The organism is Mesorhizobium sp. 1B3, from assembly GCF_050958605.1.
GTDB lineage: Bacteria > Pseudomonadota > Alphaproteobacteria > Rhizobiales > Rhizobiaceae.
Map to the genome: position 1 here is coordinate 1 of NZ_JBJHDO010000026.1, position 14,774 is coordinate 14,774.

Consider the following 14,774-nt stretch of genomic DNA (forward strand, 5'->3'; position numbering starts at 1 on the left):
GACGCCTGCCGCTTGGCTTTCGCCAATCGGCAACGTTGGCGATTAGCGAAGGCGGAGATGAGAGCGGTCTTCTCCCCGTTCCACGGGGAGAAGTGGCCGGCAGGCCGATGAGGGGCTCAATCGAGACATCAAAGGGGATATGTGCCATCAGCCGCGAACGCTCACTGCCCCATCTTGTAATCGACGAACCACTTCTTGTTCAGCGCATCGATGGTCCCATCGGCCTTCATGGATGCGATCGCGGCGTTGACAGGTGCGACGAGGTCCGAGCCCTTGGCGAAGATGAAGCCGAATTCCTCGGCGCCGAGCGGGCCGGCGATGATCTTCAGCTTGCCGCCGGAGGAGTCGACGTAGCCCTGGGCCGCGACTCCGTCCGTGAGCGCCAGGTCGACATCGCCCGCCTTGAGCGCCTGGATGCCGGCGCCGAAGCTCTCGAAGAGCTTGATGCGCGGGTTCTGCTCATTGCCGTCGAGGACGTTGTAGACCGTGACGTAAAAAGGCGTGGTGCCGGGTTGCGCCGCCGCAAGCCCGTCCTCGAAAGCGGCGAAGCTCTTCTCGTCGGTGAAGCGGTTCTCGTCGGCCCGCACCAGCATCCGCATTTCCGAACGCATATAGGGATCGGAGAAGTCCACCTTCTGCTTGCGGTCTTCCTTGATGGTGATGCCGGTCATGCCGATATTGTATTGGCCCTCCGAGACGGCGGGGATCATCGCGTCCCAGGAGGAGTTCTGGTACTCGACCTTGAAGTTCAGCCGCTTGGCGATCTCGGCCATGGCATCATACTCCCAGCCGATGGCCTTTCCCGTCTTGGGATCGACGAATTGCAGCGGCGGATAGGCATTCTCCGTCACGACGGAGACCGAGCGGCCGCCGAGATCGGGCAGAGCCTGGGCCCAGGCCGAAAGCGGAAAGAGCAGCGCCGCCACTAAGATCGGAAAGCTTCTGGTCACGTCGTACGCTCCTCCTTGTCTCCTCGGGAACGGCTGCAGACTGTAGCCAACCCCTTCACCGCACTAGCGCGGGCGCCGGTACAGCATGGCGCAGTTAAGGCATCTTGACTCATTTTCGATTAAAGCCGTAACTGTTTGCGACAAAAAATTTCAGTCTGGCATTTGGGCCTTGTTCCGGGGAGTGCATTCCTGGAATGGGGCCTTTTGCTTTTTTACGGGGCGCAGATGCGACCATGACCCTGTCGATCCCGATCGGCATCCTGTTTTCCCGGACCGGCCCTTATGCTGCTCCGGGCCGGCAGGGATTTGACGGCGCCATGGCGGCGATCGAAGAGATCAACGGCCGCGACGACTATCCCTTCACCTTCGCTCCCGCGGTCGCCGACCCGGAAGGCAATACCGATCGTTACGCCGTGCTCTGCCTCGACATGGTGCGGCGCCATGGCGTGCGACATGTTGTGGGCTGCACCACGTCGTGGAGCCGCAAGGAGGTCATCCCCGTCGTCGAGAAGACCGACGCGCTGCTCTGGTACCCTTGCGTCTACGAAGGCTTCGAGGCCAGCGAGAACGTCGTCTACGTGGCGGCCTGCGCCAACCAGCATCTGGTGCCACTTCTCGACTACGTCGTGCCCCGCTTCGGGCGAAACCCGGTGCTGCTCGGCTCCAATTACATCTGGGGCTGGGAGACCAACCGCATCGCCCGCGAATATGTCCATCGCTCGGGGGGCGAGGTGGTCGCCGAACGTTATATCCCGATCGGCGACATCGACATCGAACGGCTCGTCGCCGAAATCCGCGCAAAGCGCCCGGACTTCATCCTCAACAATCTGATCGGCCCGTCGTCCTATGCCTTCCTTCGCGCCTATCATGCGCTCGGCCAGGCGGATGCCGACTTCCGGGCGCACAGGCGCCCCGTCCTGAGCTGCAACCTTTACGAGGTCGAAGCGGCCAGCCTCGGCGAGGCCGTCGCTGGCAACTATACGGTCTCCTGCTATTTCCAGTCTGAACAAACAGAGCGCAATCGGACCTTCCTCGAAAGCGTGCGACACAATGCGGGCCGCGGCCCCATCAGCGCCTTCTTCGCGCAGAGCTATGCCAGCGTCTTCCTCATCGCGAATGCGATCCGTGAAACGGACACCGACGCGATCGAGAACGTGCTGGCGGCCGCCAAGGCTGGGCCCTATGCTTCGCCTTTCGGCGACATCCGCGTCGATGCCAAGACCAACCACGTCGCCATGCATGCCCATATCGGCCGGGCGCTTGCCGACGGCACGTTCGAGATCGTCCATCGAGGCAAGGCCGCGATCGATCCCGATCCGTTCCTCACACGCACACCGCTCGGCATTGCGGCGCAGGATGCGGAAAAGCCGGGCCACCTGAGGATCGTCCGATGAAGGCGCCCAGAGAGACACCGTCCTTCGAAGGCTGGAGCGCGCTGGTCGTGCACCGGCCGCACGCCAATGTCGACGCAATCCTGCAGCAATTCGAGCGCATCGGCATCGCCGCCACCCATTGCTGGCCGGAGGCGACGCATCTGCCTGACCTTCGGGACTACAATGTCGTGCTGATCGACGCCGACATGGGCTATGACGGGCAGTTCCCATGGGAACCGGGCAAGGCTCCCATGCCCGTCATCGCGCTCATCGGCAGCGAGGCGCCGGGTCGCATCGCCTGGGCGATGGGCCAGCGTGCCGATGCGCAACTGCTGAAGCCCATAGGCAGCGCCGGCCTCTACAGCGCGTTGGTCATCGCCTGCCATTCCTTTGCCGAGCGTGGCGCGATGACCGCCGAGATCGCCGCCCTCAGAGAGCGGCTCGAAAGCCGCGAGGTGCTCGCCGAGGCCACCGCGCTCCTGATGGTGCGCGACAATATCTCGGCCAGGGCCGCCTATCAAAAGCTTCGCCTTGCCGCGATGAGTGCCCGCCAGCCCATCGAGACGGCCGCCGCCGACCTCGTCTTTTCCGTCGACGTCCTGGGGAAGTCCGATGAGCGCGCTTGACGCCGGTCCCGCCGTCGCCCCTCCGACGCGCACGGTGCTTGGCCGGCTCGTCCGCCGCCCGCTCGCTTTGTTCGGCCTGATCGTGATCCTCGTCGTGGCGATTGCCGCGATCTCCGCGCCATGGCTCGCCCCCTACGATCCCTACGAGCAGTTCTTCGACGGCCTGACGCTCGAAGGCGCGCCGCTGCCGCCGGACGGGAAATTCTGGTTCGGCACCGACCTCGTCGGCCGCGATCTGTTCAGCCGGCTGATCTACGGGGCGCAAACCTCGCTCATCATCGGTGTCGTCGCCAACGGCATCGCTGTCCTCATCGGTTCCGTCGTCGGCGTATGCGCGGGTTATTTCCGCGGCCCGGTCGAGAGCGTGCTGATGCGCTTCACCGACCTGATGATGGCCTTTCCCGCGCTGCTGCTCGCCATCGTCCTGGCGGCCATCTTTACGCCGAGCCTGTGGATCGTCGCCATGGTCATCGCCATGGTGAACTGGGTGCAGATCGCGCGCGTGCTCTACACCGAAACCCGCTCGCTCGCCGAACGCGACTTCATCGATGCCGAGCGCGCCATGGGCGCCGGCGCGCTACGCATCATGCTGCGCCACATACTGCCGCATCTTTTCTCGACCATCATCGTTTGGGCGACGCTCGGCATCGCCACCACCGTGCTGCTCGAGGCGACGCTGAGCTTCCTCGGCATCGGGGTGCAGCCGCCCATCCCGTCCTGGGGCAACATCATCTTCGAAAACCAGACCTATTTCACCAGCGCGCCCTGGCTTGTCTTCATTCCCGGTGCGGCGATCCTGCTCCTCGCCCTCGCCTTCAATCTCGTCGGCGACGCCCTGCGCGACATACTCGACCCCACGCAGCAGGGGCACCACTGATGGTTTCCTACATCGCCCGCCGGCTGCTCCAGACGGTCTTCATCCTCTTCGGCATCAGCCTCGTCACCTTCGTGCTGCTCTATCTCGTGCCCGCCGATCCGGCGCGCCAGATCGCCGGCCGCAGCGCGACAGCTGCGACGGTGGAGAACATCCGCGAACAGCTCGGGCTGAACCTGCCCTTCTACCAGCAATATCTGCGCTATCTCGGCGATCTCCTGCAGGGCGATCTCGGCCGCTCCTACCTGCAGAAGACGGAGGTCTCCGAACTGATCTGGTCGCGTTTGCCGGCCAGCCTGCTCCTGATGGTCGGCGCCATCTTCTGCGAACTCCTGATCGGCATCACCATGGGGGTCATCGCCGCGCTGCGGCGCGGCTCGCGCACCGACGATGCCTTGATGATCTTCTCCTTCCTCGGTGTGTCGGCGCCACAATTCGTCATCGGCATTCTTCTGCTCTATGTCTTCGCCGTCCAGCTCGGCTGGTTCCCGATCGGCGGCTACGGGACTTTTGCGCATCTCGTCCTTCCCTCCCTCACGCTCGGTTTCCTCGGCGCCGGCTGGTACTCGCGCATGATGCGTTCGTCGCTGATCGACGTGCTGCGCCAGGACTATATCCGCACCGCCCGCGCCAAAGGCCTGAAGCGCGCCAAGATCCTGTTCGGCCACGCCATGCCCAACGCCATCCTGCCCATCGTCGCGATGATCGGCATCGACATCGGTCTGTTCATGTCGGGCATCGTTGTGGTGGAGAGCGTCTACGGCTGGCCCGGCATCGGGCAACTCGCCTGGCAGGCGATCCAGCGCGTCGACATCCCCATCATCATGGGCGTCACCATGGTCTCGGCCTTCGCCATCGTGCTCGGCAATCTGCTGGCGGACCTGATCGCGCCCCTGATCGATCCCCGCATCAAGCTGCGGTGAGAACATGCATGACCGACAATCAACGAAAAACTCCGGAGAAAGGAACGACAGAATGAAGAAGATGCTTCTGGCGGGGGTCGCCGCCGCCGCTCTCACCCTACCGCTCGCGGGCGGCGCGTTCGCTCAGGAAATCAAGCAAGGCGGGCAGATGACCGTCACCTACAAGGACGACGTCTCCACGCTCGACCCGGCGATCGGCTACGACTGGCAGAACTGGTCGATGATCAAATCGCTGTTCGACGGGCTGATGGACTACGAGCCCGGCACGACCAAGCTCACCAAGGATCTTGCCGAAGACTACACCATCTCGGACGACGGCCAGACCTTCACCTTCACGCTGCGCAAGGGCGTCAAGTTCCATAACGGCCGCGAGTTGACCGCCGACGACGTCAAGTATTCGATCGAGCGCGTCGTGAATCCGAAGACGCAGAGCCCCGGCGCCGGCTTCTTCGGATCGATCAAGGGCTTCGAAGAGGCTTCCACGGGGAAGGCCGAGCAGCTTTCCGGCATCACCGTCGTCGATCCCTACACGATCAAGTTCGAGCTCTCGCGGCCCGACGCGACCTTCCTCCATGTGCTCGCCATCAACTTCTCGCATGTCGTGCCGAAGGAAGAGGTCGAGAAATACGGCGCCGACTTCGGCAAACATCCCGTCGGTTCCGGCGCCTTCAAGATGGCCGAATGGACGCTCGGCCAGCGCCTCGTCTTCGAGCGCTTCCCCGATTACTGGAACAAGGGCCTGCCGAAGCTCGACCAGATCACCTTCGAATTCGGCCAGGAGCCGGTCGTGGCGCTTCTGCGCCTGCAGAAGGGCGAGATCGACGTGCCCGGCGACGGCATTCCGCCGGCGAAATTCATCGAGGTCCAGAACGATCCGGCCTTCAAGGATCTCATCATCCGCGGCGGTCAGCTCCATACCGGCTATGTGACGATGAACGTCAACGTGAAGCCTTTCGACGATGTGAAGGTGCGCCAGGCCGTCAACATGGCCATCAACAAGGACCGCATCGTCCGCATCATCAATGGCCGCGCCGTACCGGCGAACCAGCCGCTGCCGCCATCCATGCCGGGCTATGCCAAGGACTACAAGGGCTATGCCTATGACGTGGAGAAGGCAAAGGCGCTGCTCGCCGAGGCCGGCCTCGCGGACGGCTTCGAGACCGAACTCTTCGTGGCCAACACCGACCCGCAGCCGCGCATCGCCCAGGCGATCCAGCAGGATCTCGCCGCGATCGGCATCAAGGCGTCGATCAAGTCCCTCGCCCAGGCCAATGTGATCGCCGCCGGCGGCGAGAAGGAAGGCGCGCCGATGATCTGGTCGGGCGGCATGGCATGGATCGCCGACTTCCCGGATCCGTCCAACTTCTACGGTCCGATCCTCGGCTGCGGCGGCGCGGTGCCGGGCGGCTGGAACTGGTCGTGGTACTGCAACGAGGAGCTCGACAAGAAGGCGGCCGAGGCCGATTCGATCGTCGACCCGGCAAAGGCCGGAGAGCGCGAAGCGATGTGGCGCGACATCTACCTCAAGATCATGGAGGATGCCCCCTGGGCCCCCGTCTTCAACGAAGAGCGCTTCTCGGTCCGCTCCGAGCGCATAGGCGGGGCCGACGCTCTTTTCGTCGATCCCGTCCACATCCCCGTCCACTACGATCAGGTCTACGCCAAAGATGTGCAATAACTGCCAGTACACCATCCATGGCCGCAACCATCACTTCGGGTGGGATCGTTCGATCCCACCCGTCGAGAAGGTAGCGCCCGGCTCGACGATCAAGTTCGAGTGCGTCGACAGCGGGTCGGGCCATTTCAAGCCGGACAGCACCGTCGCCGACGTCTCCACGCTCGATTTCTCCAAGGTCAACCCGGTCACCGGCCCGATCCATGTCGACGGCGCCATGCCGGGCGACGCGCTGAAGATCACCATCCACGAATTCGAGCCTTCCGGCTTCGGCTGGACTGCCAACATCCCTGGCTTCGGGCTGCTCGCCGATCAGTTCAAGGAGCCGGCGCTCGCCCTGTGGAAATACGATCCGGCGACGCTGAAGCCGGCTCTCTTCGGCAAGTACGCGAGGGTGCCGCTGAAGCCTTTCGCCGGGACGATCGGTGTGGCGCTCGCCGAGGAAGGCCTTCATTCCGTCGTGCCGCCGCGGCGCGTCGGCGGCAATCTCGACATTCGCGATCTCGCCGCGGGCACCACGCTCTATCTGCCCATCGAAGTCGAGGGCGCGCTGTTCTCGATCGGCGACACCCATGCAGCCCAGGGCGACGGCGAGGTCTGCGGCACGGCCATCGAAAGCGCGATGAATGTCGCACTGACGCTCGACCTGGTGAAGGACGCCAACCTTTCGATGCCGCGCTTCACCACGCCGGGCCCGGTGACCCGCCATCTCGACGAGAAGGGCTACGAGGTCACCACGGGAGTCGGACCGGATCTGTGGACCGGCGCGAAGGCCGCCTTGTCCAACATGATCGACCTGCTCGGGAAGGAGCACGGCCTCGCGGCGGAAGACGCCTACATGCTCTGCTCGGTCTGCGGCGACCTCAGGATCAGCGAGATCGTCGACATGCCGAACTGGGTCGTGTCGTTCTACTTCCCGCGCGTGGTGTTCGAGTAAGGACAGCCGTTTTGATCGAGCGCCGAAAGCCCCTCACTGTCCTGCCGGACATCTCTCCCCGTCGATGGACGGGGAGAGAGACGCCGGCCGCTTCGGTTTCGCCACTCGGTAACGTTGGCGATTGGCGAAACCGGAGACGGCAGCGGTCTTCTCCCCGTTCTTCACGGGGAGAAGTGGCCGGCAGGCCGATGAGGGGCAGCGCCAGCGGCATTCTTTCCTCCTCTTTCCGGTCAGTGACGGCATGAGCGACAAGAAAACCGCCAAGCTCCTCACCGTCAGGAACCTCGTCACGCAGGTGGCGACGCCGGTCGGCGCTCGCACTGTCGTCGACCGGCTGTCCTTCGATCTCGGCCGTGGCGAGACGCTTTGCATCGCCGGTGAGAGCGGCTCCGGCAAGTCGATGACAGCGCTGTCGCTGATGCAGCTCCTGCCGAAGCCGATGGCGCGGGTGGCTTCCGGCGAGGCCCTGCTCGGCGGACAAAACATCCTGGCGCTTTCCGAGCGCGAGATGCGGCACGTGCGCGGCAAGAAGATCGGCATGATCTTCCAGGAGCCGATGACCTCGTTGAACCCGGTGCTGACCGTCGGCCGCCAGCTCGGGGAAGCCGTTGCCGCGCATAAATCCGTTTCCGTCTCGGAAGCCCGGGCGGGCGCCAAGGCGCTGCTCGACCAGGTCCAGATCAGCGACGCGACGCGGCGGCTGTCACAATATCCGTTCGAGCTTTCCGGCGGCATGCGCCAGCGCGTCATGATCGCCATGGCGCTGTCGCAGAGCCCTCAGCTACTCATCGCCGACGAACCGACGACGGCGCTCGACGTCACCGTCCAGTCGCAGATCCTGGCGCTGATCCGCAAGCTCCAGGCGGAGAACGGCATCTCCGTCATCCTGATCACCCACGACATGGGCGTGGTCGCCGAGATGGCCGACCACGTGCTGGTGATGAATCAGGGCCGGGAGGTCGAAAACGGTCCGCTCGGCGCGATTTTCCGGGCGCCCGGAGCGGACTACACGAAGAAGCTCCTCGACGCCGTGCCGCGCCTCGGCGAGATGACGGGAACGATCTTGCCAAAACGGGTGGCGGCGGTGGCGAAGGACATCACCTCGGCCGCGCCGCCGGTGGTGAAACCCGTGGTCGAGGTCGATGACCTGGTCGTGCGCTTCGACATCACGGGCGGCATTCTGCAGAGACCGGTGCGCCGGGTGCACGCGGTGGAAGGCGTCTCCTTCAGGCTCGGCCGCGGCGAGACGCTGTCGCTGGTAGGCGAATCCGGCTGCGGCAAGTCGACCACCGGCAAGGCGCTGCTCAATCTCGTGCCGTGGTCGGGCGACATCCGCATCTCCGGCACGGCCACGCGGGGTCTTTCCCGCGCGGCGATGAAGCCGGTCCTGCGCGACATCCAGATGGTGTTCCAGGACCCCTACGCCTCGCTCGATCCGCGCATGCGCGTGGGCGATCTCGTCGCCGAGCCGCTGGTCATCCACGGCCTCGCCTCCGGCACGGAACTCGACGACCGCGTCGAATATCTCTTCGGCCGCGTCGGCCTTTCGGCCGACCAGATGAAACGCTACCCGCACGAATTCTCGGGCGGCCAGCGTCAGCGCGTTTGCATCGCGCGCGCCCTCTCGCTGTCGCCGAAGGTCATCGTTGCGGACGAAAGCGTGGCCGCGCTGGACGTGTCTATCCAGGCGCAGGTGCTCGATCTCCTGCAGGACATCCAGAACGAGACCGGCGTGTCCTATCTCTTCATCTCGCACGACATGGCCGTGGTCGAGCAGATCAGCCATCGCGTTGCGGTCATGTATATGGGCCGTTTCGTGGAATCGGGCACGCGCGCCCAGGTCTTCGAGAACCCGCGCCACCCCTATACCAAGCGCCTCATGGAAGCCGTGCCGGTTGCCGATCCCGATCGGCCTCGGCGCGCCTTCGTGCCGCTCGATGGCGACCTGCCGAGCCCGGTCCACGACCTCGACTACGTCGCACCCGAACAGTTCTACGAGGATGTCGGCGGCGGCCATCTGGTGTGGCACGCGGCGGCTTGAGCAGCCAGCCATATCTGCCGCATATGAAAAAGGCGGCCGAAGCCGCCTTGATCCCTGTACCGGAGAAGAAGGGCCTATTCGGCCGCCTTCTCAGCCGCATCGGCAGCTGCCTTCTCGGCGGCTTCGGCGGCAGCCTTCTCGGCAGCCAGAGCCTCGGCGGCGGCGACCTTCTCGGCCTCGATCCTGGCGCGCTCGGCAAGCGCCGCCTCACGCTCGGCGTCATTCAGCTTGCGGGCGCGCACTCCGGTGTTCTCGGAGATGCGGGCCGACTTGCCGCGACGATCGCGCAGGTAATAGAGCTTGGCGCGACGCACCTTGCCGCGGCGGACGATCTCGACGCCCTCGACCAGCGGCGAATAGACCGGGAACACGCGCTCCACGCCTTCGCCATAAGAGATCTTGCGGACGGTGAAGTTTTCCTGGAAGCCGGAGCCGGAACGGGCGATCACGACGCCCTCATAGGCCTGCACGCGGGTACGCGAGCCCTCGGTGACGCGCACCTGGACGCGCACGGTGTCGCCCGGTTGGAATTCGGGGAGCTTGCGCTTGGCTTCGATCTTGGCGGCCTGCTCGGCCTCGAGCTGACGGATAAGGTCCATCTCAGTATCCTCTTCTTGGTTCTCGACGGCCAGAGCGCCCGCTCTTGCCCGCAGTTCGTGACCGCTGGGCTATGTCCTTTCTCCATCCGGAGAAACGGCAGGGGCGAATTCACCGTACTTATCGACGGGACCGGAACCTAGATCCCGAGTTCGGCGGGCTCATACACGCTTCCGTCGGGTTTGTCACCTTTCCCGTGACATTTTTCCTCATGTCAGCGGAAATGGAAACGGCCGCCTTGGCCCAATACATTCGCGGACCGGCAAAACTGTTTCACTCCCGTCGCGCTTGCCATGGCCGAGCATGCTTTCTAGAGGGGGTCTTCGAATCCTGCCGGGTGTCCTCTTGTCGCTTCTCCTCGCCGCGCTGATCTTTCTTTCCGGTTTCCTGTCGGGCGCGGTGAACGCGGTCGCCGGCGGTGGCACTTTCATCACCTTCGCCGCATTGTCTCTCGCCGGCATCCCGCCGATCGGGGCCAATGCGACCTCCTCCGTCTCGCAGTTTCCCGGCTACATCACCTCGACGCTCGCCTATTGGAGCGACATCCGCAAGTTCTGGCGTGGCGCCCTTCTGCTCGCCGCCATCTCCGCCGTCGGTGCGCTCTGCGGCTCGCTCATTCTCCTGTCGCTCGACAACCCCTCGTTCCGCCAGATGGTGCCGTGGCTGCTGATCGCCGCGACCGCTCTTTTCGCCGCCGGCCCGTGGCTGAAGCCTACGCCGAAGCCCGGCAAGGAGGCCGCGGTCGGCTCGCTGCCGGGCTCGATCGTACAGTTCTTCACTGCCGTCTATGGCGGCTTCTTCGGCGCCGGCATGGGGGTCATGATGCTGGCTACGCTCGGCCTCACCCAGAGCGGCGACTATCATCGCCTCAACGCGCTGAAGAACATGCTGTCGATCGTGATCGCGGCGGTCGCCATCGTTGTCTTTGTCGGCGGCGGCGTCGTGGCCTGGCTGGAAGCGGCCGTGATGGTGCCCGGCGTGGCGCTCGGCGGTTACGCCGGCGTATGGGCGGCCAAGCGCGTACCGCAGGGCGCCGTGCGCGGCTTCGTCATCGCTACCGGCCTGTTCCTGGCGGCCTATTATTTCGTGACCGGCTGAGATTGCAGCAGGTCGGGCCGGCGCTCGGCCGTCAGCCTTTCCGCCTCGGCGCGGCGCCATGCCGCGATGCGGGCATGATTGCCCGACGTCAGCACGTCGGGGATCGTGCGCCCCTCGAACTCCTGCGGGCGGGTGTAATGCGGATGTTCGAGCAGCCCGTTCTCGAAGCTCTCTTCCGTGCCGGAGGCCTCGTTGCCCATGACGCCCGGCAGAAGGCGTACGGCCGCGTCGAGCAGGACGAGTGCCGCCGGCTCGCCTCCCGACAATATGTAGTCGCCGATCGAGACCTCCTCGAGCTGCCGCGCCTCGATCACGCGCTGATCGATCCCCTCGAAACGGCCGCATACGATCACCACGCCTGGCCCGGCCGCGAGCGCGCGGACGCGCGCCTGAGTGAGCGGACGGCCGCGCGGGCTCATCAGGAGCTTCGGCCTTGCGTCGTCCGCAGGGGCGGCATGGTCGATCGCCTTGGCGACGATGTCGGCGCGCATCACCATGCCGGCGCCGCCGCCGGCCGGCGTGTCGTCCACCGTGCGGTGCCGGTCAGTGGCGAAGTCGCGGATTTGCACCGTCTCCAGAGACCAGGTGCCTTCGGCAAGCGCGCGACCGGCGAGCGACAGGCCGAGCGCGCCGGGAAACATTTCCGGATAGAGCGTGAGCACCGAGGCACGAAAACTCACCGGTTGCCCCCTGCTTCCCGCGGTCCGCGCGGACGGCTCTTCGGATCGAAGCCGTGCGGTCCGCCGGCATCGGCGTCTTCCTCGTCCTCCACTAGCCCGGCGGCGACCGGATCGATGACAATGTAGCCACCGGCCACGGAGACATCGGGCACGGCGGCCTGCGTGAAGGGAACGAGGACGTCGCCGCCCATTGCGAGCGTCACCGCCAATATGTCCCCGCCGCCGTAATTCTGCACCGCCGTCACCTTGCCGATCACCGCGCCGGCATCGTCCTTCACCGACAGTCCGACCAGATCGGCATGGTAGAATTCACCCTCCTCCAGATCGTCCGGCAGGGCCGATCGATCGACGAATAGCTGGGTGCCGTTCAGCGCCTCGGCGGCGTTGCGGTCGCTGATGGCCTTGAAATGCACCACCAGCACATTGCCTTGCTGTCTCAGGTCGACGATCTCGAAGGCGCGCCCCTCGCGCGAATAGAGCGGGCCGTAATCGCCGAGCGCCAGCGGATCGCCGGTGAACGTCTTGACGCGCAAATCGCCCTTGATGCCATGGGCCGCACCGATCACGGCCATCTGGACTGGGTTATGGGGCTTGGTCATGGAGCGGCTCCTGTTGCGCGGCGCTCTACACCGAATCATCGGGAATTTGAACCACTCGGATGACGGACGGTTCCCCGATCCGATCGCAGCCCGCATCTCTGACACCGGATGAGGTCTGCGCGGCGTAAATTCACCGGATGCTAACCCGACCGCGTCAACATCGGGCCATGCAGGAATTTCTGATCACGGCGAAGGACGATCTCCAGGCGGCGCGCGCCGAATGGCTGAAGGCGCTGGCCGGCGAGCGGCGGCTGTCAAACCTCACGGTCGAAGCCTACGAGCGTGATACGAGGCAATTTCTTCAGTTCCTCACGGGTCATTTCGGCGAACCGCCTGATATCGCCGACATCAGCGCGCTGCGGCCAGCGGATCTCCGCGCCTTCCTGGCGCAGCGCCGGACGGCTGGAGCCGGCGCGCGCACGCTCGGGCGCGGCCTCGCGGGGGTGCGATCGCTGCTGCGTTTCCTCGAACGCAAGGGCCTGGTCAACGCCGCCGGCGCGACGGCACTGCGCGCTCCGAAGCAGCCGAAGAGCCTCCCCAAGCCGCTGACGGCGGCCGATGCCAAGCGTGTGGTGTCGACCGAAGGCCAGCTCGCCGAGGAACCCTGGATCGCGGCGCGCAACGCCGCCGTGCTGACGCTGCTTTACGGCTCGGGCCTGCGCATTTCCGAGGCGCTCGGCCTTGCCGGCCACGAGCTGTCGAATCCGGGCGACAGCGTGCTCCGGATCACGGGCAAAGGCGGCAAGACACGGCTCGTGCCGGTGCTTCCGGTGGCATTCCAGGGGGTCGCCGAATATCGCCGGCTCTGCCCCTATCACCTCGACCCGGAAGGGCTGCTGTTCCGTGGGGCGCGTGGCGGGCCGCTCAACCCGGCGATCATCCAGCGCGAGATGCGGAAGCTGCGTTCCGCCCTCAACCTGCCGGACACGGCGACGCCGCACGCGTTGCGCCATTCTTTCGCCACCCATCTTCTCGGCCGGGGCGGCGATCTGCGCACCATCCAGGAACTGCTCGGCCATGCCAGCCTGTCGACCACGCAGATCTATACCGGTGTGGACACGGCGCGCCTGCTCGAGATCTACCAGTCTGCTCATCCTCGCGCTTAGGGACGATTGGCCTTCGGTCGAGGTAATTTGCCCGGCGGGATTAACGGTTTCGCCGCATTTCGCGTCTAGGCGTCGTCCCATGAAACGCGCTGTTGCCGTCGCCGATCGTTGGGCGCCCTGGGCGATGAGGCTGCTTGCGGCCTTGAACGTCCTCGTCTTCCTATCCTTCCTCGCGACCACGGTGATGGTCGCCGGCAAGGCCCGGGCCGAAGCTCCGGCCTGCTCAGGATCCGACATGCTGGCCGAACTCGCCAGGCAGGATCCCGCCGCCGTCGAGAAGATCGAGCGCGACGCCGCCGCGACGCCGAACGGCAAGGGTCTGCTCTGGAAGCTCGAAAAGGAAGGCAGGCCCCCGTCGTTCCTGTTCGGCACAATGCATATGACCGACCCGCGCGTAACCACCCTGCCCCCGTCGGCGAAGACCGCGTACGACGCGTCGGCCACCGTGGTGATCGAAACGACCGACGTTCTCGACCAGGCGGGCATGATGGCTGCGCTGATGAAGAAGCCCGAGCTCACCATGTTCACCGACGAGACGACGCTCACCTCGCTGCTGTCGCCCGAGGACATCGAAGTGGTGGATGCCGGGCTCGCCGCGCGCGGCATCCCGCTGGCCGCCGTCGCCAAGATGAAACCGTGGATGCTCTCGGCCATGGTCGCGCTGCCCACTTGCGAGATGGCGCGCAAGAGCGACGGCGCGCCGGTGCTGGACGTCAAGCTCGCCGAGGATGCCAAGGCGTCCGGCAAGGCCCTTGCGGGACTGGAGACGGCCGAAGAGCAACTGGAAGCCATGGCCTCGCTGCCGATGGACTTCCATATCAAGGGACTTGTCGAGACGCTGAAGCTCGGCGACCGCATGGACGATGTCATCGAGACGATGATCGTGCTCTACCTCAATGGCGACACCGGAATGTTCTGGCCGCTGTTCCGCGCCGTGCTTCCGAGCGGCAAGGACGATCAGGCCGGTTACGCCGCCTTCGAGGAGACGATCGTCACGGCGCGCAACAGGACGATGGTCGAGAAAGCCGAGCCGCTGCTTGCCAAGGGCGATGCCTTCATCGCCGTCGGAGCGCTCCACCTGCCCGGCCCCGACGGGCTGGTCGAGCTGTTCCGCAAGGCGGGCTACGAGGTGACAGCGGTGGAGTGATGCCAACGGTCAGCATGATTGACCGTTCGCGCCGCCCCTCACTGTCCTGCCGGACATCTCTCCCCGCAAGCGGGGCGAGAAACGCCGGCCGCTCGGCTTTCGCCAATCGGAAATGTTGGTGATTGGCGAAGGCGGAGATGACATCGAC

General features: G+C 65.2%; 14 protein-coding genes. 10 read left to right on the forward strand and 4 right to left on the reverse strand.

The annotated features are described in order from the left end of the window. Window positions 1–161: 161 nt before the first annotated feature. A complete protein-coding gene (locus ACCO56_RS32695) occupies window positions 162–950 on the reverse strand; it encodes a transporter substrate-binding domain-containing protein (protein ID WP_433645152.1) in 789 nt (262 codons plus the stop codon). Window positions 951–1,183: 233 nt separating this feature from the next. Between ACCO56_RS32695 and ACCO56_RS32700 the strand changes: the two genes are divergently transcribed. The 7 genes from ACCO56_RS32700 (at window position 1,184) to ACCO56_RS32730 (ending at window position 9,399) form a co-directional block, all read left to right on the forward strand. Then, window positions 1,184–2,344: a transporter substrate-binding domain-containing protein gene (locus tag ACCO56_RS32700; protein WP_433645153.1), complete on the forward strand. Its 1,161-nt coding sequence runs from the start codon at window positions 1,184–1,186 to the stop codon at window positions 2,342–2,344. Beyond that, window positions 2,341–2,949, forward strand: coding sequence for an ANTAR domain-containing response regulator (locus ACCO56_RS32705; RefSeq protein ID WP_433645154.1), 609 nt, complete (start codon window positions 2,341–2,343; stop codon window positions 2,947–2,949). Before ACCO56_RS32700 ends, ACCO56_RS32705 begins: the two co-directional genes overlap by 4 nt. Further along, complete coding sequence (locus ACCO56_RS32710; protein WP_433645155.1) at window positions 2,936–3,826, forward strand: ABC transporter permease; 891 nt, start codon at window positions 2,936–2,938, stop codon at window positions 3,824–3,826. Before ACCO56_RS32705 ends, ACCO56_RS32710 begins: the two co-directional genes overlap by 14 nt. Next, entirely contained in the window at window positions 3,826–4,746 is a 921-nt protein-coding gene (locus tag ACCO56_RS32715; RefSeq protein WP_433645156.1) for an ABC transporter permease, read from the forward strand. Before ACCO56_RS32710 ends, ACCO56_RS32715 begins: the two co-directional genes overlap by 1 nt. A 52-nt stretch (window positions 4,747–4,798) precedes the next feature. Further along, a complete protein-coding gene (locus ACCO56_RS32720) occupies window positions 4,799–6,424 on the forward strand; it encodes an ABC transporter substrate-binding protein (protein ID WP_433645157.1) in 1,626 nt (541 codons plus the stop codon). Beyond that, entirely contained in the window at window positions 6,414–7,358 is a 945-nt protein-coding gene (locus ACCO56_RS32725; protein WP_433645158.1) for an acetamidase/formamidase family protein, read from the forward strand. Before ACCO56_RS32720 ends, ACCO56_RS32725 begins: the two co-directional genes overlap by 11 nt. A 241-nt stretch (window positions 7,359–7,599) precedes the next feature. After that, window positions 7,600–9,399: an ABC transporter ATP-binding protein gene (locus tag ACCO56_RS32730; protein ID WP_433645159.1), complete on the forward strand. Its 1,800-nt coding sequence runs from the start codon at window positions 7,600–7,602 to the stop codon at window positions 9,397–9,399. Window positions 9,400–9,473: 74 nt separating this feature from the next. On the opposite strand, the gene rplS is transcribed toward ACCO56_RS32730, so the two are convergent. Then, the gene (rplS, locus tag ACCO56_RS32735) at window positions 9,474–9,998 is read right to left on the reverse strand and encodes a 50S ribosomal protein L19 (RefSeq protein WP_433645160.1); all 525 of its coding nucleotides are present in this window, start codon (window positions 9,996–9,998) and stop codon (window positions 9,474–9,476) included. Between the two features lie 301 nt (window positions 9,999–10,299). Between rplS and ACCO56_RS32740 the strand changes: the two genes are divergently transcribed. Beyond that, entirely contained in the window at window positions 10,300–11,094 is a 795-nt protein-coding gene (locus ACCO56_RS32740; protein ID WP_433645161.1) for a sulfite exporter TauE/SafE family protein, read from the forward strand. On the opposite strand, the gene trmD is transcribed toward ACCO56_RS32740, so the two are convergent. Beyond that, window positions 11,076–11,774: a tRNA (guanosine(37)-N1)-methyltransferase TrmD gene (gene trmD / locus ACCO56_RS32745; protein ID WP_433645162.1), complete on the reverse strand. Its 699-nt coding sequence runs from the start codon at window positions 11,772–11,774 to the stop codon at window positions 11,076–11,078. The genes ACCO56_RS32740 and trmD overlap by 19 nt on opposite strands. Next, on the reverse strand, window positions 11,771–12,373 hold the full coding sequence (rimM, locus tag ACCO56_RS32750; protein ID WP_433645163.1) for a ribosome maturation factor RimM: 603 nt from the start codon (window positions 12,371–12,373) through the stop codon (window positions 11,771–11,773). Before rimM ends, trmD begins: the two co-directional genes overlap by 4 nt. A gap of 167 nt (window positions 12,374–12,540) precedes the next feature. Between rimM and ACCO56_RS32755 the strand changes: the two genes are divergently transcribed. Then, window positions 12,541–13,479, forward strand: a complete 939-nt coding sequence (locus ACCO56_RS32755; protein WP_433645164.1) for a tyrosine recombinase XerC — start codon at window positions 12,541–12,543, stop codon at window positions 13,477–13,479. Window positions 13,480–13,558: 79 nt separating this feature from the next. Continuing rightward, window positions 13,559–14,626, forward strand: coding sequence for a TraB/GumN family protein (locus ACCO56_RS32760; RefSeq protein ID WP_433645165.1), 1,068 nt, complete (start codon window positions 13,559–13,561; stop codon window positions 14,624–14,626). The last annotated feature ends 148 nt before the right edge of the window (window positions 14,627–14,774 follow it).

Excerpts from the sequence above, each read along its gene's own strand:
- rimM (WP_433645163.1), bottom strand. The coding sequence starts at position 12,373 with ATGACCAAGCCCCATAACCCAGTCCAGATGGCCGTGATCGGTGCGGCC.
- ACCO56_RS32715 (WP_433645156.1), top strand. The coding sequence starts at position 3,826 with ATGGTTTCCTACATCGCCCGCCGGCTGCTCCAGACGGTCTTCATCCTC.
- ACCO56_RS32710 (WP_433645155.1), top strand. The coding sequence starts at position 2,936 with ATGAGCGCGCTTGACGCCGGTCCCGCCGTCGCCCCTCCGACGCGCACG.
- rplS (WP_433645160.1), bottom strand. The coding sequence starts at position 9,998 with ATGGACCTTATCCGTCAGCTCGAGGCCGAGCAGGCCGCCAAGATCGAA.
- ACCO56_RS32705 (WP_433645154.1), top strand. The coding sequence starts at position 2,341 with ATGAAGGCGCCCAGAGAGACACCGTCCTTCGAAGGCTGGAGCGCGCTG.
- ACCO56_RS32700 (WP_433645153.1), top strand. The coding sequence starts at position 1,184 with ATGACCCTGTCGATCCCGATCGGCATCCTGTTTTCCCGGACCGGCCCT.
- ACCO56_RS32725 (WP_433645158.1), top strand. The coding sequence starts at position 6,414 with ATGTGCAATAACTGCCAGTACACCATCCATGGCCGCAACCATCACTTC.
- ACCO56_RS32740 (WP_433645161.1), top strand. The coding sequence starts at position 10,300 with ATGCTTTCTAGAGGGGGTCTTCGAATCCTGCCGGGTGTCCTCTTGTCG.
- ACCO56_RS32755 (WP_433645164.1), top strand. The coding sequence starts at position 12,541 with ATGCAGGAATTTCTGATCACGGCGAAGGACGATCTCCAGGCGGCGCGC.
- ACCO56_RS32720 (WP_433645157.1), top strand. The coding sequence starts at position 4,799 with ATGAAGAAGATGCTTCTGGCGGGGGTCGCCGCCGCCGCTCTCACCCTA.
- ACCO56_RS32730 (WP_433645159.1), top strand. The coding sequence starts at position 7,600 with ATGAGCGACAAGAAAACCGCCAAGCTCCTCACCGTCAGGAACCTCGTC.
- ACCO56_RS32760 (WP_433645165.1), top strand. The coding sequence starts at position 13,559 with ATGAAACGCGCTGTTGCCGTCGCCGATCGTTGGGCGCCCTGGGCGATG.